The sequence below is a fragment of the Endozoicomonas gorgoniicola genome (genome assembly GCF_025562715.2).
GTDB classification, from domain to species: Bacteria; Pseudomonadota; Gammaproteobacteria; order Pseudomonadales; family Endozoicomonadaceae; genus Endozoicomonas_A; species Endozoicomonas_A gorgoniicola.
The window spans coordinates 2,973,696-2,994,079 of sequence record NZ_JAPFCC010000001.1 but is presented as its reverse complement, the minus strand read 5'-3'; the positions used below and the strand labels follow the sequence as shown (position 1 = coordinate 2,994,079).

The window sequence follows — 20,384 nt, the reverse complement described above, 5'->3', positions numbered from 1 at the left end:
AACAGGCTCGGCGGACAGGGTTCATCACCCTGTTCGAGCAAACCCGATGACCACCAATAGCGCCTGCAGAAGTAATTCTGTGTGGTGATTGAACAGAAGTCAGCAGACGTCATAGTAGTTGTTCGACAGAAGTCGTTAATCCGATTGGAAGTCGTCAACGAAGGACTGAACACCGACGAAAAGAGGAGACTGATTCCCTCAACACAGTGCAGCCGTCCGGCGACTCACTGGAGTTGGCGAAAGAATCTTTAACCAGCTTTGAACCACGATCTACTGAGTTGCGCACTGGAACCTGCCAATTTGCTGAAAGCATGGAAACAAGTCAGAAGTAACAAAGGGGCTCCCGGAATAGATGGGATCACCATTAAAGCCTATCCTGACTTTGCCCGTCAGCACTGGCCTTCAGCGCGCCAAGCCTTACTCAATGGGACTTACAGACCATCTCCCGTCCTTCGGGCTGTTATAGAAAAGCCCGATGGTGGAGAACGGTTGCTGGGCATCCCGACAGTCATGGATCGAGTGATACAACAGGCCATTGTGCAGGTATTATCACCCATCTTTGATCCTGACTTCTCTCCCAGCAGCTTCGGTTACAGACCGGGAAGGTCTGCACAAGACGCTGTACAACAGGTTAATCGATACATTAAGCAGGGGCTGCATCAGGCGGTTGATGTTGATCTGAGTAAATTCTTTGATACGGTCAGCCATGATGTTCTTATGTCGAGAGTCTCTCGAAAGATTCACGACAAGCGTCTGTTGAAGCTGATTGGCCGCTACCTTCGTGCTGGCGTCATGGTTGATGGGCAATGCTACCCAACCCGGGTAGGTATGCCACAAGGCGGTCCACTTTCACCGCTGCTGTCGAATGTCCTTCTCGATGACCTGGACAAGGAACTGGAGTACCGGGGGCATTGCTTCGCACGCTACTGCGATGACTTTGTGATCCTCGTTGGCAGCCAGCGAGCCGGGGAGCGAGTGATGGAAAGCATCACACGTTACCTTGAGCGCAAGCTGAAACTGAGGATAAACCCGACAAAGAGCAAGGTGGTGAAAGCTACCGAAGCTGAGTTCCTGAGTTTTACCTTCACAGGGAAGCGAATCCGCTGGTCGGAGAAGAGTCTGAACCGCTTCAGGCGAAAAATCCTGAAACTCACCAGCCGAAGCTGGGGAGTATCGATGGAATATCGCTTGAAGAAGCTGGCCGAATATATCCGGGGCTGGATGGGTTATTTCAGGATAACCGAATATTACAGTCCTATACCGCGACTGGATCAATGGATACGTCGGCGGATTCGCTGTTGTTTTATCAAACAATGGCGAAAGCCGAAAACCCGTTACAGAAATTTGATCAGGTTAGGTGTTGATCACATCAAGGCCGCCTCGATTGCAGCCAGTAGCAAAGGGTATTACCGGCTAAGCAAAACCTATGCGGCACAGTTAGCATTAAACGACAGTTTTCTCAGTAAACTCGGGCTTGTTTCCCTGAAAGACTTGTGGATCAGGTTTCACCACCTTCGGTGAATCGCCCGGTGCGGACCCGCACGCCGGTGTGATGTGGGGGCTGGAGGTTAGAGACCTCCGGCTACCCGATTTACACGTTTATTTTACTCGGTAGTGATATTATATTTCTTTATTTCGCTTGAAGTCATCCAATGCATGTCATTACTTGGTGCAGACTCTAGAGTGTACCAATAGAACTCATCAGGAATACCCATTTCTTTGTAATATCTCAGATATTTTTGATGCTCAATGTGATTTCTTGGTAATTTAACAGGGTCTTCAATCCCTTCACCAGCCCATGAGTGTACTCCAATTTTTGCACCTTTCTGAGCCGTTCTATTAGTGCCAGAAAGAAAAAAATCAGTACCTCCAGATGCTACAAGCCCATTGCTTGGGATAACTGTATTTAATTTATGGTTTCTAACAAGTCTGGCAGCTTCTAAATTCGCTTCATCATCTACTGATCCCTCAACATTTTCCATGACTATAGATGTTATTTTGGGGCTTGCATTAAGAGCTTTTTGTAGTTTTGATTTTACATTGCTATCGATGACACCATTCATAATTAAAGTATCATCAGAGACTGTAAAAGTAACAGGTTCGTAATCTCTTAGATTATTACAGCCGAACAAAGCTAATGATAAAGCGAATATGATTAATTTTTTCATTTGAAAATATGAATTAAGTAAGTGGTACGAATATGAGCGTGTAACGCCTGGTTCAGCCGCGTGCCGAAGGCACGTCGGGTGAGCGAAGCGAACGAACTGCAACCATTTGGTACGCCCGGCATGGGCATGAACTTATGGGGTGAAAGTCCCCTGTGGGTAAACCAGCATCGGATCTGGAGCCGAATAAGCCCACCGATGATAACCACTAGCTTAAGGCAAGTGCAATCTCACGAGGGGTTGTGCGGAGGCAGTCTGACTGCAAAAGTGCGAGCCGACGGACAGAAATCGTATACAAGGCCGAGTCTCGTGGGCGAGTGAGCCAAGGATCACAAAGCCCTCTGGTTTGAGAGATACGGTAAATGCGGCGGTTGTGCACTGACAGTTCATGCTCTTATCCGGGGAGGTCTGTTCAACATGCGATTGGTCAATCCCAGTTCTCAGCCACTGGTTACAACAGGCTCGGCGGACAGGGTTCATCACCCTGTTCGAACAAACCCGATGACCACCAATAGCGCCAGCAGGAGTAATTCTGTGTGGTGATTGAACAGAAGTCAGCAGACGTCATAGTAGTTGTTCGACAGAAGTCGTTAATCCGATTGGAAGTCGTCAACGAAGGACTGAACACCGACGAAAAGAGGAGACTGATTCCCTCAACACAGTGCAGCCGTCCGGCGACTCACTGGAGTTGGCGAAAGAATCTTTAACCAGCTTTGAACCACGATCTACTGAGTTGCGCACTGGAACCTGCCAATTTGCTGAAAGCATGGAAACAAGTCAGAAGCAACAAAGGGGCTCCCGGAATAGATGGGATCACCATTGAAGCCTATCCTGACTTTGCCCGTCAGCACTGGCCTTCAGCGCGCCAAGCCTTACTCAATGGGACTTACAGACCATCTCCCGTCCTTCGGGCTGTTATAGAAAAGCCCGATGGTGGAGAACGGTTGCTGGGCATCCCGACAGTCATGGATCGAGTGATACAACAGGCCATTGTGCAGGTATTATCACCCATCTTTGATCCTGACTTCTCTCCCAGCAGCTTTGGTTACAGACCGGGAAGGTCTGCACAAGACGCTGTACAACAGGTTAATCGATACATTAAGCAGGGGCTGCATCAGGCGGTTGATGTTGATCTGAGTAAATTCTTTGACACAGTCAGCCACGATGTTCTTATGTCGAGAGTCTCTCGAAAGATTCACGACAAGCGTCTGTTGAAACTGATTGGCCGCTACCTTCGTGCTGGCGTCATGATTGATGGGCAATGCTACCCAACCCGGGTAGGTATGCCACAAGGCGGTCCACTTTCACCGCTGCTGTCGAATGTCCTTCTCGATGACCTGGACAAGGAACTGGAGTACCGGGGGCATTGTTTCGCGCGCTACTGCGATGACTTTGTGATCCTCGTTGGCAGCCAGCGAGCCGGGGAGCGAGTGATGGAAAGCATCACCCGTTACCTTGAGCGCAGGCTGAAACTGAGGATAAACCCGACAAAGAGCAAGGTGGTGAAAGCTACCGAAGCTGAGTTCCTGAGTTTTACCTTCACAGGGAAGCGAATCCGCTGGTCGGAGAAGAGTCTGAACCGTTTCAGGCGAAAAATCCTGAAACTCACCGGCCGAAGCTGGGGAGTATCGATGGAATATCGCTTGAAGAAGCTGGCCGAATATATCCGGGGCTGGATGGGTTATTTCAGAATAACCGAATATTACAGTCCCATACCACGACTGGATCAATGGATACGTCGGCGGATTCGCTGTTGTTTTATCAAGCAATGGCGAAAGCCGAAAACCCGTTACAGAAATTTAATCAGGTTAGGTGTTGATCACATCAAGGCCGCCTCGATTGCAGCCAGTAGCAAAGGGTATTACCGGCTAAGCAAAACCTATGCGGCACAGTTAGCATTAAACGACAGTTTTCTCAGTAAACTCGGGCTTGTTTCCCTGAAAGACTTGTGGATCAGGTTTCACCACCCTCGGTGAATCGCCCGGTGCGGACCCGCAAGCCGTGGTGATGTGGGGGCTGGAGGTTAGAGACCTCCGGCTACCCGATTTAGGTGCCCTTGCAACTCCATTGTTGTTTATTGGCACCCAACTTGAAACAACTCCTCTTGCCGTTTGCTGCGGACTCACCGCTATAAACTGCTGAGTAAGGCAGAGGAGTTGAATTTAAACTCTGAGACAAAAAAGTATAGAGCTTTTTGAAGCTCAACCGTGGAGCCGATCCCAAAACCATCAAGTTAACATGAGCCCACTATCAGCATTTGCTGAGAAGGTACCAAGTTAATACTGGCGTTACCCGTTTCTTTAAATGAGAACCAAAACTTACTCGCCAGAAACACTGAAGTTTCACCAAGCCTGAGGGAGATTCATTCGTCCCAAGGTGCCCCGAAACCAAAAGGCTGAAAGTTTGAAATAACTCAACCGTGGAACGGAACCAAAGCTGAAGGTTGATCTGAAATTTCTGCCAGAAAGACCAAGCCAAAAAACTCTCAACACAAACAGAAGTTGCATATTGGCTCTGTGTAAAACTCTCAGCGCAGAGAGAACCTTAAGATATAAACCTTTGTTTGACCTCAGGCACCTAACGCCTGGTTCAGCCGCGTGCCGAAGGCACGTCGGGTGGAGGGGCGAAGCCCCGGAACGAACTGCAACCATTTGGTACGCCCGGCATGGGCATGAACTTATGGGGTGAAAGTCCCCTGTGGGTAAACCAGCATCGGATCTGGAGCCGAATAAGCCCACCGATGATAACCACTAGCTTAAGGCAAGTGCAATCTCACGAGGGGTTGTGCGGAGGCAGTCTGACTGCAAAAGTGCGAGCCGACGGACAGAAATCGTATACAAGGCCGAGTCTCGTGGGCGAGTGAGCCAAGGATCACAAAGCCCTCTGGTTTGAGAGATACGGTAAATGCGGCGGTTGTGCACTGACAGTTCATGCTCTTATCCGGGGAGGTCTGTTCAACATGCGATTGGTCAATCCCAGTTCTCAGCCACTGGTTACAACAGGCTCGGCGGACAGGGTTCATCACCCTGTTCGAACAAACCCGATGACCACCAATAGCGCCAGCAGGAGTAATTCTGTGTGGTGATTGAACAGAAGTCAGCAGACGTCATAGTAGTTGTTCGACAGAAGTCGTTAATCCGATTGGAAGTCGTCAACGAAGGACTGAACACCGACGAAAAGAGGAGACTGATTCCCTCAACACAGTGCAGCCGTCCGGCGACTCACTGGAGTTGGCGAAAGAATCTTTAACCAGCTTTGAACCACGATCTACTGAGTTGCGCACTGGAACCTGCCAATTTGCTGAAAGCATGGAAACAAGTCAGAAGCAACAAAGGGGCTCCCGGAATAGATGGGATCACCATTGAAGCCTATCCTGACTTTGCCCGTCAGCACTGGCCTTCAGCGCGCCAAGCCTTACTCAATGGGACTTACAGACCATCTCCCGTCCTTCGGGCTGTTATAGAAAAGCCCGATGGTGGAGAACGGTTGCTGGGCATCCCGACAGTCATGGATCGAGTGATACAACAGGCCATTGTGCAGGTATTATCACCCATCTTTGATCCTGACTTCTCTCCCAGCAGCTTTGGTTACAGACCGGGAAGGTCTGCACAAGACGCTGTACAACAGGTTAATCGATACATTAAGCAGGGGCTGCATCAGGCGGTTGATGTTGATCTGAGTAAATTCTTTGACACAGTCAGCCACGATGTTCTTATGTCGAGAGTCTCTCGAAAGATTCACGACAAGCGTCTGTTGAAACTGATTGGCCGCTACCTTCGTGCTGGCGTCATGATTGATGGGCAATGCTACCCAACCCGGGTAGGTATGCCACAAGGCGGTCCACTTTCACCGCTGCTGTCGAATGTCCTTCTCGATGACCTGGACAAGGAACTGGAGTACCGGGGGCATTGTTTCGCGCGCTACTGCGATGACTTTGTGATCCTCGTTGGCAGCCAGCGAGCCGGGGAGCGAGTGATGGAAAGCATCACCCGTTACCTTGAGCGCAGGCTGAAACTGAGGATAAACCCGACAAAGAGCAAGGTGGTGAAAGCTACCGAAGCTGAGTTCCTGAGTTTTACCTTCACAGGGAAGCGAATCCGCTGGTCGGAGAAGAGTCTGAACCGTTTCAGGCGAAAAATCCTGAAACTCACCGGCCGAAGCTGGGGAGTATCGATGGAATATCGCTTGAAGAAGCTGGCCGAATATATCCGGGGCTGGATGGGTTATTTCAGAATAACCGAATATTACAGTCCCATACCACGACTGGATCAATGGATACGTCGGCGGATTCGCTGTTGTTTTATCAAGCAATGGCGAAAGCCGAAAACCCGTTACAGAAATTTAATCAGGTTAGGTGTTGATCACATCAAGGCCGCCTCGATTGCAGCCAGTAGCAAAGGGTATTACCGGCTAAGCAAAACCTATGCGGCACAGTTAGCATTAAACGACAGTTTTCTCAGTAAACTCGGGCTTGTTTCCCTGAAAGACTTGTGGATCAGGTTTCACCACCCTCGGTGAATCGCCCGGTGCGGACCCGCAAGCCGTGGTGATGTGGGGGCTGGAGGTTAGAGACCTCCGGCTACCCGATTTAGGTGCCCTTGCAACTCCATTGTTGTTTATTGGCACCCAACTTGAAACAACTCCTCTTGCCGTTTGCTGCGGACTCACCGCTATAAACTGCTGAGTAAGGCAGAGGAGTTGAATTTGAACTCTGAGACAAAAAAGCATAGAGCTTTTTGAAGCTCAACCGTGGAACCGATCCCAAAACCATCAAGTTAACATGAGCCCACTATCAGCATTTGCTGAGAAGGTACCAAGTTAATACTGGCGTTACCCGTTTCTTTAAATGAGAACCAAAACTTACTCGCCAGAAACACTGAAGTTTCACCAAGCCTGAGGGAGATTCATTCGTCCCAAGGTGCCCCGAAACCAAAAGGCTGAAAGTTTGAAATAACTCAACCGTGGAACGGAACCAAAGCTGAAGGTTGATCTGAAATTTCTGCCAGAAAGACCAAGCCAAAAAACTCTCAACACAAACAGAAGTTGCATATTGGCTCTGAGTAAAACTCTCAGCGCAGACAGAACCTTAAGATATAAACCTTTGTTTGACTTCAGGCACCTAACGCCTGGTTCAGCCGCGTGCCGAAGGCACGTCGGGTGAGCGAAGCGAACGAACTGCAACCATTTGGTACGCCCGGCATGGGCATGAACTTATGGGGTGAAAGTCCCCTGTGGGTAAACCAGCATCGGATCTGGAGCCGAATAAGCCCACCGATGATAACCACTAGCTTAAGGCAAGTGCAATCTCACGAGGGGTTGTGCGGAGGCAGTCTGACTGCAAAAGTGCGAGCCGACGGACAGAAATCGTATACAAGGCCGAGTCTCGTGGGCGAGTGAGCCAAGGATCACAAAGCCCTCTGGTTTGAGAGATACGGTAAATGCGGCGGTTGTGTACTGAAAGTTCATGCTCTTATCCGGGGAGGTCTGTTCAACATGCGATTGGTCAATCCCAGTTCTCAGCCACTGGTTACAACAGGCTCGGCGGACAGGGTTCATCACCCTGTTCGAGCAAACCCGATGACCACCAATAGCGCCTGCAGAAGTAATTCTGTGTGGTGATTGAACAGAAGTCAGCAGACGTCATAGTAGTTGTTCGACAGAAGTCGTTAATCCGATTGGAAGTCGTCAACGAAGGACTGAACACCGACGAAAAGAGGAGACTGATTCCCTCAACACAGTGCAGCCGTCCGGCGACTCACTGGAGTTGGCGAAAGAATCTTTAACCAGCTTTGAACCACGATCTACTGAGTTGCGCACTGGAACCTGCCAATTTGCTGAAAGCATGGAAACAAGTCAGAAGTAACAAAGGGGCTCCCGGAATAGATGGGATCACCATTAAAGCCTATCCTGACTTTGCCCGTCAGCACTGGCCTTCAGCGCGCCAAGCCTTACTCAATGGGACTTACAGACCATCTCCCGTCCTTCGGGCTGTTATAGAAAAGCCCGATGGTGGAGAACGGTTGCTGGGCATCCCGACAGTCATGGATCGAGTGATACAACAGGCCATTGTGCAGGTATTATCACCCATCTTTGATCCTGACTTCTCTCCCAGCAGCTTCGGTTACAGACCGGGAAGGTCTGCACAAGACGCTGTACAACAGGTTAATCGATACATTAAGCAGGGGCTGCATCAGGCGGTTGATGTTGATCTGAGTAAATTCTTTGACACAGTCAGCCACGATGTTCTTATGTCGAGAGTCTCTCGAAAGATTCACGACAAGCGTCTGTTGAAACTGATTGGCCGCTACCTTCGTGCTGGCGTCATGATTGATGGGCAATGCTACCCAACCCGGGTAGGTATGCCACAAGGCGGTCCACTTTCACCGCTGCTGTCGAATGTCCTTCTCGATGACCTGGACAAGGAACTGGAGTACCGGGGGCATTGTTTCGCGCGCTACTGCGATGACTTTGTGATCCTCGTTGGCAGCCAGCGAGCCGGGGAGCGAGTGATGGAAAGCATCACCCGTTACCTTGAGCGCAGGCTGAAACTGAGGATAAACCCGACAAAGAGCAAGGTGGTGAAAGCTACCGAAGCTGAGTTCCTGAGTTTTACCTTCACAGGGAAGCGAATCCGCTGGTCGGAGAAGAGTCTGAACCGTTTCAGGCGAAAAATCCTGAAACTCACCGGCCGAAGCTGGGGAGTATCGATGGAATATCGCTTGAAGAAGCTGGCCGAATATATCCGGGGCTGGATGGGTTATTTCAGAATAACCGAATATTACAGTCCCATACCACGACTGGATCAATGGATACGTCGGCGGATTCGCTGTTGTTTTATCAAGCAATGGCGAAAGCCGAAAACCCGTTACAGAAATTTAATCAGGTTAGGTGTTGATCACATCAAGGCCGCCTCGATTGCAGCCAGTAGCAAAGGGTATTACCGGCTAAGCAAAACCTATGCGGCACAGTTAGCATTAAACGACAGTTTTCTCAGTAAACTCGGGCTTGTTTCCCTGAAAGACTTGTGGATCAGGTTTCACCACCCTCGGTGAATCGCCCGGTGCGGACCCGCAAGCCGTGGTGATGTGGGGGCTGGAGGTTAGAGACCTCCGGCTACCCGATTTAGGTTACGATTCCTGTTGCTAACTCATAGATTATTGGTGCTACTGATATTACGAGCAACAAAGCCATTGAAACATTAAATCTATGTTGGTGTTCTGGCCTTTTAAGTACCTTTTTTAAGTTTGCACCGAATACAAGCCAAATACCCACTGCTGGAAATGCCTGAATTCGTATCATAAGTGCATAACCTCTGTAACCAGAGGATTGTTTCAGAACCTTTGAAGTGAATCAGAACTCAGGGGTATTCTGTAAAGCAACCAAACCATACAGAGGAAGCCAAGGATGGCCTATACACACCTGAGCTCTGAAGAGAGATATTATATCGAAACTGAACTCAAAAATGGGACTTCACAAAACAAAATTGCTAAAAAGCTTGGCCGTTCACAGCCTACCGTGTCGCGAGAAGTAAACCGCAATAAAGGGCAAAGAGGGTACAGGCACCAACAGGCTAATCGCACAGCTCGGCAGCGGCACAAAGATAAGCCAAAAGCTATTAAGCTGACAGACGACATTAAACAACGTATTTCAAACGATATCCGTTCAGATTGGAGTCCTGAACAAGTGGCTGGAAGGCTTGAAAAGGACGGTGTAATCAAGCTGCATCATGAGACGATTTATCAATTTGTAGCGGATGATAAACGGCGCGGAGGCTCGCTCTATAAGCACTTGAGGCACCAGAAAAAAACTTATCGAAAGCGATACGGTTCAGCTCATAACCGAACCGGTATACCAAATCGGGTTGGCATTGAAGAACGCCCCGAAGTGGTCAACAACAGAGAGCGAGTTGGTGACTGGGAAGCTGATACTGTAATAGGTAAAAATCATAAAGGAGCCATCGCTACATTAGATGAACGAAAAACCAAGCTTCGCCTTGCTGTCCCTCTACCAGGCAAGAAGGCAAAAGCGGTTAAACAGGGAATAATTGACGTACTCAAGCCTCTGAAAAGGTTTGTAAAGACAATAACATACGACAATGGAAAGGAGTTTGTTCAGCATGAATCAATTGCCAAAGCTTTAAAATGTGACAGCTACTTTGCTGCCCCCTACCATTCTTGGGAAAGAGGCCAGAATGAGAATGCTAATGGTTTGCTAAGGCAGTATTTCCCCAAGTCGATGGAGCTTAATGGCGTGACAGAAAAAGATGTCATCATTGCAGTGGATAAGCTGAACAACAGGCCAAGAAAGTGCCTGGGCTACAAGACTCCTTATGAGGCATTTAAAGAGTCAACTGGAATAGATGCAAGAAAAGTCATGGGTTATGCACTTATGACTTGAATTCAGGATGCAACAACAAAAAATGATAGTGCAATAAATAAAACCTGAACATAAACACTAGAGTTTAATGTTGTATATGCGGCTATTGCACCTGTTGCCATTATCCATGCTTTGGGATTAACCCACTGGAATATAGCAGCTTGTAAAAAAGTTAAAGGCTTTGATTTATTGCTTTCAAGTGAACTTTGTGAAGAGCTCGCAATGAGATAAGCCAAATATAAAAGGTAGAGAACACCAATAACTTTTATAATTTCATGCAGCATTGGATATTTTTCAAAAATAATTCCAAACCCTAAACCAACTGCAACAACCATTGCAGGAAACCCAAAACAAATACCCATGAAATGAGGTAAACTCTTTTTAACACCATGATTCAGCCCAGAGGTCATTATCATTACGTTATTTGGTCCTGGGGTCACCGTTGTTGATGCTGCAAACAGTAAAACAGCTAAAGCAAATTCCATTCTTGTAATTCTCTATTTCACATACTTGTTGGTTTGTATTAGTAACCTAACAGTCGCTTACACGAAACCATTTCGCATAACATACTGTAGATTTTTTATCTGTACCAGCAGAAGCCTAAGTCTACCAAGGGGTAAAGCATTTTTTTGATCTTTCGTGGTTTATCTGCCAGTTCGTGTTTTGTGATTTTTATATTTTTCGGTTAATTCATTTTCCTGGTTAAGACTCCTTTTTATATCTTTGATAACAATGGGTTAGTGAAACCTTGTATATTTTGCTTATGCGAACTACTTTTACTGTATAAAAATACAGCAAAAGGGCTAATTTACATGCGACTTCAACAAAGGTTTCAGATTGCCATTCGTTCTGCCAATTATTCCCTCGCCACCGAACGTGCCTATTGGGATTGGGTCAAGAGGTTTATCAAATTTCATAAAATGCGCCATCCCGATTCCTTAACAGGAGAAAATATTCGTGATTTCCTCACTCATTTAGTGATGAAAAAACAGGTCGCAGTCAGTACCCAGCAGCAAGCCTTGAGCGCTCTTGTCTTTTTATATAAGCAAGTACTGGGACGCGACAATATAACAATCACTGACTGGCTCAATGCAAAACGTCCTAAGAAACTCCCTGTTGTGCTATCCACGACTGAAGCAAGCTCTGTACTCTCTTGTCTCAAAGGGACTCCGCTGTTAATTGCTCAATTGATGTACGGGGCTGGCCTCCGGCTCAAAGAGGCTGTACGACTGAGGGTTCAGGATGTTGATTTTGGACGTATGGAAATTACTGTACGCCATGGTAAGGGCGGAAAAGACAGAATGACTCTGTTACCTAAAGTGACCGTTGAATCGTTGCAACAACAAATCGAGATATCCCGACAGCTTCACTGTAAAGCACTGGATGAAGGGGTGTGCTTTGTTCATCTTCCCAATGCGCTTGCAAGAAAATACCCCAATGCCGCAAAAGAGCTGGCATGGCAATATATTTTTTCCAGTACACAACTGAGTAAAGACCCAAGAACTGGCAACATGGGGCGTCATCACATTAATGAAAGAGGGATTCAGTCGGCTGTTAAAAACGCTGTCAGGCAAGCCGGAGTCAACAAAAATGCCAGCTGTCATACATTCCGGCATAGCTTCGCAACGCATTTATTAGAAAGCGGTTACGATATCAGAACCGTGCAAGAGCTGCTTGGTCATGCCAATGTTAATACAACGATGATATATACTCATGTGCTTAACCGAGGTGGTAAAGCGGTCTTAAGCCCTGTTGACCGCTAACTTTTTGTTCGTCCACACTACCGCCTAAGACAGAAATAATGGTCGGATATTATTCAGACATCGGTCTCACAGTGGCAGTTAAATTTTAAAACCTGACTATCCTATCATATTTTGTTTACAGTAAGCTGAGCTATATCAAAACAAGTTCACTATACTTGCCACACTTCAGTGTTTTGTCGGGAAGAAACCAGCGAAATGGGTGCGCTGCATACGTGGCTCGACAAAACCCACCCATAATATTGCCGTGAGGCAACTGGGACTCCCTGCGAGCGACTCATTTGATACCCTGTTACCGATTGACAGGGCAAACCGTCACCGAAAGCAATCTGCTTTTGGTATTTCAACACCTGGCATTGTTCAGACACTCTTTCATTGACTGCTTTTGGCTGGTTTCCCTGATCATTTGATTTTCATTGCTCAGTGTACCGAGCCGGATGATCTGACTACTGTTGTCAGAAGCAGGCTTTTTATCCAAATGACAGAAACCGGACTCACTGTTCAATTCTATCCTTCCATTTTTACAGCGAACTATTTGTCCTGAAATCAGGTTGACCATTCGCTCAATCAAAAGCCTTTCAAGAGACAGGCTTCAGGCTTATTGGCATCCGTGCCACACAGCAAATCTATCGTCGTATATCAAGCTCAAAACCACACCGCCGCCGCAAAACAGGAGGCAACTCTGCGGTTATCAATGTCACAAACGCCATACCAAACCCGGCCTTTATACAGAAAGGCTATGAGGTGCGCGTTAGTAACAGCTGGCATCTGTCTTGTTCCATAAAGAGCATAACTGCCCGCAGCCCTTGCGTTACAAGGCTGTCCCGCCCGACCAGAGCGTGATCTGGTTCCACATTAAACAATAACAGGGTTATCAGGACGGAAGTTCCCAGTGTACCGGACAAGGGCGGACAGGAGAGAATATGTCTCGTTATCACAGTAAATCTAACCGGAATTATGGCTATGGCAAGCAACTCAGTTACGCCGGACGTAATGCTTTGAAAACGACTATGGCAGGCCAGCACCACAGCATTGCGACTCATTCGGAACGCTGGCAGCGGTTTTGCGACTGGGCTAAGACCCAAGACATTAAAGAAGCCCATCAAATCAACAATCACACCCTGAAAGACTACGCAGGATATTTAAAAGCCAGACTCAACGGACAAGGCAAATCCATTGCCGTATCAACAGCACAAAACCGATTATCCACCTGTAACACCGTTCTCAAAGCCCTGCGTGGCAACAACGATATTTTTATTAGTCCCGCCGAAGCCCTTGACGCCAAACGCTGCCATATCCGTACAGAACCACCGGAACTCAGTCGTGTAAAACTCGCTGCTGCACAACAGGAACTTTATCGCCAGGGGCATGGTCGCATTGCTGCTTTGTTGGGTTTATGTCGTGAACTCGGCCTGCGCTCCAGAGAAGCTGCTCTTCTGGACTGCCAGAAAGCGCTGATTCAAGCCAAAGAAAACGGTGTGATCGATATAGAGCGAGGCACCAAAGGTGGTAGAGGCAAGTCTACTGTCACCAGCCCCAGCCGTGTCGAACGGTTAGTGCCAGTCAGTGATACCGCTACGAAAGCTCTTGAAGCCGCAGTAGCGATTCAGAATAATCAGCAAGAAAACAAAGACAACCTGGTTCCCATAAACCAACGTCTGCCGGATTTTTTGTCAGCTGTTCGTCATAACAGTGGTGCGGTTTTGAAAAAGCACGGGCTGAACAATCGCCATGACCTGAGAGCCGCTTATGCCTGTGAGCGGTATCAGCAGATCACCCACCATCTTGCGCCTGTTATTGCAGGCAAGCGGGAATGTGTGAAGTCAGTCGATAGAAAGGCGAGAGAGGCTATAGCTCTGGTGCTTGGGCACCAAAGGACGGATGTAGTGGCAAGTTATTTAGGTTCGGCTCGGTAAAAAAGCGTGATAGAAATTGAAATGTTGAGAACAAAGAAAACATTGATACATTGATGTAGATCAATATTTTAGCACCGGAAAATACGTACCCTAAGGTTGTTCCAGTGAACAGTAGAAGGGCAACCTTCAGATGCCGACAAAGTATCAGGCATCACACGGAAGGTGAGTCCACGGAAGATAAGAAAACCAAGCATTGAGCACAGGAACAAAGTCACTCGGCCTCGCCATTGTTGTCAATGTTGCGGGGTGTTTTGTTGTCTTGGCACTCTTCCCAATCAAATTCAGGCGAGGTGGAACACAGGGGAGTTCAGCAACCTTGCTGCAAATTTCCTGCTGAATTTTTTGCCTTGTTCTATACTGATCCCAGCTTCTGAGAAGCCCGATATACTACCAGTGTTGCTCGTACCAGCACTGCCGCTTCTCACCGTGTTCCGTTCATGGCAAATAAACGGTTCTGCTCTCTGTATAAAGAGTGCCGGTAAAAAAGAGATTTTAAGCCAGTAGATCATTGATCGAACGCTTGAGCTTCGCACAGTGGCCAGCTAAGTCAGCAAACCCGGCAGTCATGACTTGCGTAACCCTGTGGAGGTGCCTCGGGAAGTGCGAGGCGACCGGGTTGATAGCCAGAAGGTAATGCCTGCAACGGTGTTAACGGACGGTGAATAGATTTTCTATCCAACCAAACAGCGTTTGCTGTGAGGTTATTCTTAGCCCTGTCTCTGTTCTGAAATGAGCAAGGCAGCGGACTTCTACCAACAGTTACTTCGGTAGCCGTTCATACCCGTGTGTTTTCCATCAGGAAAATACAGCTTCCTGGCGAAATCTATTTTGCGATCTTTTTATCCAGCTTCAGTGCTGGATAAAACCCGTTAACTTCATATCAGCCTTTATATACCAACGGCTTGCCATATAATGGCAGGTAAGATATATCTTTTCAGGCTCACTCAAACCATGTTTAAAACCATTGATGACCTTAAACAGCAGCTGGACGCTTTGCGCCCACTGCCGAAACACAGTGTCCAATCCCTGCATGAAGCATTGGTGCTGGAATGGACGTATCACTCGAATGCCATTGAGGGCAACACTCTGACGCTCAAGGAAACCAAGGTGGTGCTGGAAGGCATTACCGTGGGCGGCAAGTCCATGAGGGAGCATTTTGAAGCGATCAACCACAGGGAAGCCATTGAGTGGGTAGAATCCGTCGTTGTGAAGGATGAGCCATTCAGTGAGCGATTGATCAAATCTATTCATCAGCTGGTGTTGAAGAACATTGATGACAGCAACGCCGGACGCTATCGGCAGGAAAATGTCATGATTGCCGGTGCAGAACATACACCGCCTGATCATTTACACCTGCCTATGCTTATGGCTGAACTGGTGCAGGAGTATCAGCAACAGGACTGCCATCCGGTAGAACGGGCGGCTCGGCTGCATGTGGATTTTGTTGGCATTCATCCCTTTGTGGATGGTAATGGCAGAACCGCAAGGCTGCTGATGAATTTCGATCTGATGACCAGTGGCTACCTGCCAGTGATTATCAAGACCGAACACCGCCTTGCCTATTATGAAGCCTTGGATAAGGCGCATACTACACAGCACTATCAGGATTATATTGCTATGGTGGTGGCTGCTCAGGAAGAAGCCCTGAACCAATATCTCAGTATTGTCGGTTAACTCTGAACGGATAAAGCCATTTATTCGTTCTCACACTCAGGTTGACTCAACCTAATATTTCCATGGTCACTCAGGTGACTACATCTTCATCGTATTGTTTGCCTGACCACAGGTTGTTCAATGCGTATCTGCATGGCAGAGCTCATCTGTCATGCGGCAGTGAAGTTCTGTCTTTTTTATATCGCTCGATAAGAGCATCAAGAGAGAGAACTTCCATGACTCACCAAGACGGTGCTAACGATTTAGTGGCTCGCTTTGCTGAACGCTACGGCTTCAGAGAAGATGAATTACTGAATACACTGGCACAAACTGCTTTCCGACAATCAAACGGTTCTGTTCCCACTCGGGAACAGCTGCTTTCTTTGTTGTCTGTGGCGGATAAATACAACCTTGACCCATTTGTTCGACAGATTTATGCGCTGAGTGACCGCCGTGGCGGTGTTCTGCCGGTGATATCTGTAGACGGCTGGATTGCCGTGATGAACTCGTATCCCGACAGTGACGGGATAGAGTTTCACTATCCTGATGAGCTGGTCACTCTGGATGACGATATGAAACCCTGTCACCCTTGGGCTGACTGTGTAGTGTATCGGAAAGACCGGAGCCATCCCGTGAAGGTGCGGGAATATCTGGACGAGTTATATCGTCCGGCTCCCATCAAGAATGGCAAGAAATTCCCCGGCCCCTGGCAGACCTGTCCCAAAAGAATGTTGAGACACAAAGCTCAGGCGCAGGGAATAAGATTGGCCTACGGCCTCAGCGGACTGTTTGAGCCTGATGAAGCGGAACGTATTCTGGAAACCCAGTTGGGTGAGCCAGAGGTTCCTTCTTTGCAGGTTCAAGCTGTCGCAGATGGCCCGGCACTCGTAACACCGGACAAAACTGCCACTACACAGCCAAAGGAGAAAGCAGCAATACCGGATTCTGGAGAATTCAAAACTCCCGATACCACCGAAGCCCCGCAAGCCGGAGTGATTGAAGTGGACTCTGTAGAGGTACCTGAACCTTCAGACATTGACCCACAAATTCTGTCCTTTATCGAACAGGTCGTGGGTCGTGCCAGAGAGACAGGCGCTTACACAGCAGCACAAGGATTTGCTGAGGAACGGTTTAAGGAGGATGCCAACGCCCTGAACTATTGCTTGTTCAAGCTGGATCAGGCACAGGCAGCCAGCCATTCTCCCGTGTGCACTGCGGCATGATGTGTTTCAGGATTCTTCATCATGAAACAGGTCAATATTGAGCAGCGGTCACAGGCTTGGCTGGACTGGCGTCGTTGTGGTGTTTCTGCCAGTGATGCGGCTGTGATCTTAGGGCTGTCGCCTTACAAGTCACGGTGGCAGCTCTGGCTTGAAAAAAGAGGGTCAGAAATATCCAGTATCTTCAAAGAACCTGACTTGTCAGCAAATCCTCATGTGCTTCGTGGTATGGAGCAAGAGGATGATGCTCGCAATCAGATGGAGCAGGCTCTGAATGATGCGCCGCTTTTACCAGTGTGTGCAGAATGGGAACAGAACCCGGTGTTACGGGCGAGCTTCGACGGGTTGACCAGAGACGGTGTGCCGGTTGAGCTGAAATGCCCAACGCAAAAAGTATACGACGAGGTAAAAACTCTGAAGGACAAGTCAGAGGGCTATCGTCGTGCTTTTTATCAGGTGCAGTTCCAGATATTAGTGGCAGACTCCCAATTGGGCTGGCTGTGCTTTTATCGGCAAGGCTTACCCCTGTTGCCCGTATGTATTCGTCGTGATGACGCTTTAATCCAGCAACTACAGCAGGAAGCGATTGATTTCTGGAATCGGGTTGAGGAAGGCGATGAGCCGGACAAAGACCCGAATCTGGATGTGTATGTACCAACGGAAAAGCGGGAACAAAATCAGTGGCAACAACTGGCAATGGCTTACCGCCAACGTCAGAAACGTCTGGACAAACTAAAGGGTGAACTCGACGCTGGAAAATCGCACCAGAAACAGTTGCAGCAACAGCTACAACAGTTGATGGGTGATTTTAAGGCGGGTGAGTTTGATGGTCTCAGGGTTTGCCGGAGTACGTGCAGCGGCACAGTAGATTACCAGAAGGCACTGGAATCCCTTTGCCAGAAACACAACCTTGCTTTGCCCAACCTTGAGCTGTTCAGGCGCAAGAGCAGGCAGCAAGTCAAAGTCACGCTTGTTGATAAAAATCGACAGGGCCGTGACTCAACCATGGAAACTATTGGTGGCGATTTATTGGTTTTGAACCAGTCCGTTAGCAACCAAAGCTTCTATTTCTGATTAACTTTTCATGAACCCGGATGGGGCAGACTGTTTCCCCGTCATGGGAATCTTCTGCCCTTTTTTTGTGTTTTCAAACCCAATTCAACGGCAGGAGACGAATATGACTCAAGACGTTCAACAGGCTCAGGCTGGATCTTGCCAGAACCCTGAAGGGGCTTTGCAGCCTGCTTTCTATGAACTCAACGAAACTTTTGAGCTGAACAGCACTCAGTTGATTCTGCTGGAAGGCTATAAGGACTGCGGACACCCGGCGGTGCCTGCACAACAACCCTATGTGTTTGACAGAGACCGGCTGCGTAAGTTGCTGGCCTTCTTTGATGACCCTATGGGGGATGGTTTGTACCTGACAGGACCGACCGGTTGCGGAAAAACCAGCCTGGTCTGTCAGGCGGCGGCCAGGTTGCACTGGCCGGTACAGATGATTCCGGTACATGGACGTTTAGAACTGGACGATATGCTGGGACAAAAAGTACTCGACAATGGCAGCACGCCTTTTTTGTACGGCGCACTGAGCATTGCAGTACGAGACGGACACATTCTTATCCTTGACGAAATGGACATTGCTGACCCCAGTGAACTCGCTGGATTATACGATCTGCTGGACGGTGCGCCTTTGGTATTGGCGCAGAACGGCGGAGAGATTATTCCGGTACATCCACGGTTTCGTTTTGTGGCTACGGGCAACAGTGCGGGATCAGGTGATGGATCAGGGCTGTATCAGGGTGTGTTAAGACAGTCGTTAGCCTGGCTGGATCGCTTCCGTTGTATCGAAGTGGATTATCCGGACAACACGACAGAATTATCCATTCTGGAACAGGTGGTGCCTGATCTGCCTTTACTGGTGCGTGAAAACATGGTGAAGCTTGCTAAAGAGATTCGTCGTCTTTTCACGGGTTCCTCTGATGGACAAGGGGAAGGCGAAGCCCAGCTCAGCTGCACTCTGTCCACTCGTGGGCTGGTGCGCTGGGCGAAGCTGTCCCTGCGGTTTAAAGGTGCGCCCAGCGTGTTTGAGTATGCGCTGGAGCAAGCCCTGACAGCGAGAGTAGAACCAGCTGAACGACAAGCGATTCATCGACTGGCAGAGGATATTTTTGGTGACTTATGGAGCAGCACCGATACCTCTTGTCCAGACGATGACTTACCTTACTGAATCGTTGAGGTGGTGAATCATGAGTGTGACAACCGTTACCCAGATATTGAATAAAATGTCTGTCATTTCAGTGGACTGTTCCGTCTGGTCTGGCTCCCGTCGTTTAAAACAGGAAGATTTGACATTAGGGCAGGGCGGTCAGTTACCACCGGATGATGTGGTGTCACTGGGTTCTAAAAAACTCTGTGATCGTGGAGTGCTCAAGCCATTTCTGCGGCTGCGTGAACAGGCCTGCCGGATCTGCTCCCGGGAAGGTGTTCGCTTTCTCGGAGGCTATGCCGTCGCGGACTCACTGGTGGACGACATCAGTAGCGAACTGGATCAGGTACAGGCTGATTTTCAGCAGCAGAAACAGGAATTTCTGGCGCAGTATGACCAGCATATCCAGGAATGGGTTTCCGCTCATCCTGATTTTGCTGATGCCATACGGCGTGCTGTTCCTGACGTGCAGAATGTCAGCCAACGATTTGGTTTTGATTATACCGTCTACAAAGTCACGGAAGCCCCCAGGCCGGATACCCTGAATCATCAGGTTAACCAGCTGGGAAATACGCTCAGGGATGAAATCAGCCGGGACGCTCAGGCTCTGTTTGAACAGACTTTTTCTGGTAAACAGAAAGTCAGTCGCAAGGCGATCAGACCGATCCTGAAGCTGAGAGATAAGTTGCACAGCTTGTCATTTGTCGATCAGGGCATAGCCCCCGTGGTGCAACGTCTGGATGCTGGTTTAAAGCAGATTCCCAAACAAGGTTCTCTTGAGGGTGAAGCGTTAACCCAGCTGATGGAGCGAGTGCTGTTGCTCTGTTCTGCTGAACAGATGCAGCGGTGTGCTGAAGGGCTTGCCACTATAACAGAACCTGTGAAGATGCAGGATTCTGATCAGACGGTAAATTCAGGCAATACACCAGAGGCAACACAGGAAAAAACACAGGAAGTACTTGTTGAGGAGAGAGCTGAGGAGAGAGTTCAGGAGAACTCTGTACCCACTCAACCCGTTGTAAATCCGGCAGAGGAAGTGCCAGCCGCAGCAACGTTTTACTTTTAATTCGACGGACTGACTTCAGTCT

14 protein-coding genes are annotated in these 20,384 nt (G+C 48.5%); 12 read left to right on the top strand and 2 right to left on the bottom strand.

Annotated elements, in window-relative coordinates; translation table 11 throughout:
• The first annotated feature begins 258 nt into the window (after window positions 1-258).
• Entirely contained in the window at window positions 259-1,521 is a 1,263-nt protein-coding gene (gene ltrA / locus NX722_RS13810; RefSeq protein WP_262568502.1) for a group II intron reverse transcriptase/maturase, read from the top strand.
• Between the two features lie 83 nt (window positions 1,522-1,604).
• Here ltrA (NX722_RS13810) and NX722_RS13805 read toward each other — a convergent pair whose 3' ends face one another.
• On the bottom strand, window positions 1,605-2,168 hold the full coding sequence (locus tag NX722_RS13805) for a COG3904 family protein (protein ID WP_262568501.1): 564 nt from the start codon (window positions 2,166-2,168) through the stop codon (window positions 1,605-1,607).
• Between the two features lie 710 nt (window positions 2,169-2,878).
• Here NX722_RS13805 and ltrA (NX722_RS13800) point away from each other — a divergent pair.
• The 4 genes from ltrA (NX722_RS13800) to NX722_RS13785 all read left to right on the top strand — a co-directional run bounded on the left by ltrA (NX722_RS13800) (window position 2,879) and on the right by NX722_RS13785 (window position 10,562).
• Entirely contained in the window at window positions 2,879-4,141 is a 1,263-nt protein-coding gene (gene ltrA / locus NX722_RS13800) for a group II intron reverse transcriptase/maturase (protein ID WP_262568500.1), read from the top strand.
• Window positions 4,142-5,420: 1,279 nt separating this feature from the next.
• Complete coding sequence (gene ltrA / locus NX722_RS13795; RefSeq protein ID WP_262568500.1) at window positions 5,421-6,683, top strand: group II intron reverse transcriptase/maturase; 1,263 nt, start codon at window positions 5,421-5,423, stop codon at window positions 6,681-6,683.
• Window positions 6,684-7,954: 1,271 nt separating this feature from the next.
• Entirely contained in the window at window positions 7,955-9,217 is a 1,263-nt protein-coding gene (gene ltrA, locus NX722_RS13790) for a group II intron reverse transcriptase/maturase (RefSeq protein ID WP_262568499.1), read from the top strand.
• Window positions 9,218-9,569: 352 nt separating this feature from the next.
• Entirely contained in the window at window positions 9,570-10,562 is a 993-nt protein-coding gene (locus NX722_RS13785; RefSeq protein WP_262563592.1) for an IS30 family transposase, read from the top strand.
• 2 nt (window positions 10,563-10,564) lie between these two features.
• On the opposite strand, the gene NX722_RS13780 is transcribed toward NX722_RS13785, so the two are convergent.
• On the bottom strand, window positions 10,565-11,026 hold the full coding sequence (locus tag NX722_RS13780) for a LysE family translocator (protein WP_262568498.1): 462 nt from the start codon (window positions 11,024-11,026) through the stop codon (window positions 10,565-10,567).
• A gap of 327 nt (window positions 11,027-11,353) precedes the next feature.
• Between NX722_RS13780 and NX722_RS13775 the strand changes: the two genes are divergently transcribed.
• The 7 genes from NX722_RS13775 (at window position 11,354) to NX722_RS13745 (ending at window position 20,362) form a co-directional block, all read left to right on the top strand.
• A complete protein-coding gene (locus NX722_RS13775) occupies window positions 11,354-12,304 on the top strand; it encodes an integron integrase (RefSeq protein WP_262568497.1) in 951 nt (316 codons plus the stop codon).
• Window positions 12,305-13,224: 920 nt separating this feature from the next.
• Window positions 13,225-14,217, top strand: coding sequence for an integrase domain-containing protein (locus tag NX722_RS13770; protein WP_262568496.1), 993 nt, complete (start codon window positions 13,225-13,227; stop codon window positions 14,215-14,217).
• A 951-nt stretch (window positions 14,218-15,168) separates the two neighbouring features.
• Entirely contained in the window at window positions 15,169-15,891 is a 723-nt protein-coding gene (locus NX722_RS13765; RefSeq protein WP_262568495.1) for a Fic family protein, read from the top strand.
• 215 nt (window positions 15,892-16,106) lie between these two features.
• Window positions 16,107-17,093: a recombinase RecT gene (locus NX722_RS13760; protein WP_262568494.1), complete on the top strand. Its 987-nt coding sequence runs from the start codon at window positions 16,107-16,109 to the stop codon at window positions 17,091-17,093.
• A 21-nt stretch (window positions 17,094-17,114) separates the two neighbouring features.
• Window positions 17,115-18,164 carry a lambda-exonuclease family protein gene (locus NX722_RS13755; RefSeq protein WP_262568493.1) on the top strand — a complete coding sequence of 350 codons (1,050 nt, stop codon included), beginning with the start codon at window positions 17,115-17,117 and terminating at the stop codon, window positions 18,162-18,164.
• A gap of 103 nt (window positions 18,165-18,267) precedes the next feature.
• On the top strand, window positions 18,268-19,317 hold the full coding sequence (locus tag NX722_RS13750) for a CbbQ/NirQ/NorQ/GpvN family protein (RefSeq protein ID WP_262568492.1): 1,050 nt from the start codon (window positions 18,268-18,270) through the stop codon (window positions 19,315-19,317).
• Between the two features lie 19 nt (window positions 19,318-19,336).
• The gene (locus NX722_RS13745; RefSeq protein ID WP_262568491.1) at window positions 19,337-20,362 is read left to right on the top strand and encodes a DUF3150 domain-containing protein; all 1,026 of its coding nucleotides are present in this window, start codon (window positions 19,337-19,339) and stop codon (window positions 20,360-20,362) included.
• The last annotated feature ends 22 nt before the right edge of the window (window positions 20,363-20,384 follow it).

Excerpts from the sequence above, each read along its gene's own strand:
- NX722_RS13805 (WP_262568501.1), bottom strand. The coding sequence starts at position 2,168 with ATGAAAAAATTAATCATATTCGCTTTATCATTAGCTTTGTTCGGCTGT.
- NX722_RS13785 (WP_262563592.1), top strand. The coding sequence starts at position 9,570 with ATGGCCTATACACACCTGAGCTCTGAAGAGAGATATTATATCGAAACT.
- NX722_RS13780 (WP_262568498.1), bottom strand. The coding sequence starts at position 11,026 with ATGGAATTTGCTTTAGCTGTTTTACTGTTTGCAGCATCAACAACGGTG.
- NX722_RS13775 (WP_262568497.1), top strand. The coding sequence starts at position 11,354 with ATGCGACTTCAACAAAGGTTTCAGATTGCCATTCGTTCTGCCAATTAT.
- NX722_RS13770 (WP_262568496.1), top strand. The coding sequence starts at position 13,225 with ATGTCTCGTTATCACAGTAAATCTAACCGGAATTATGGCTATGGCAAG.
- NX722_RS13765 (WP_262568495.1), top strand. The coding sequence starts at position 15,169 with ATGTTTAAAACCATTGATGACCTTAAACAGCAGCTGGACGCTTTGCGC.
- NX722_RS13760 (WP_262568494.1), top strand. The coding sequence starts at position 16,107 with ATGACTCACCAAGACGGTGCTAACGATTTAGTGGCTCGCTTTGCTGAA.
- NX722_RS13755 (WP_262568493.1), top strand. The coding sequence starts at position 17,115 with ATGAAACAGGTCAATATTGAGCAGCGGTCACAGGCTTGGCTGGACTGG.
- NX722_RS13750 (WP_262568492.1), top strand. The coding sequence starts at position 18,268 with ATGACTCAAGACGTTCAACAGGCTCAGGCTGGATCTTGCCAGAACCCT.
- NX722_RS13745 (WP_262568491.1), top strand. The coding sequence starts at position 19,337 with ATGAGTGTGACAACCGTTACCCAGATATTGAATAAAATGTCTGTCATT.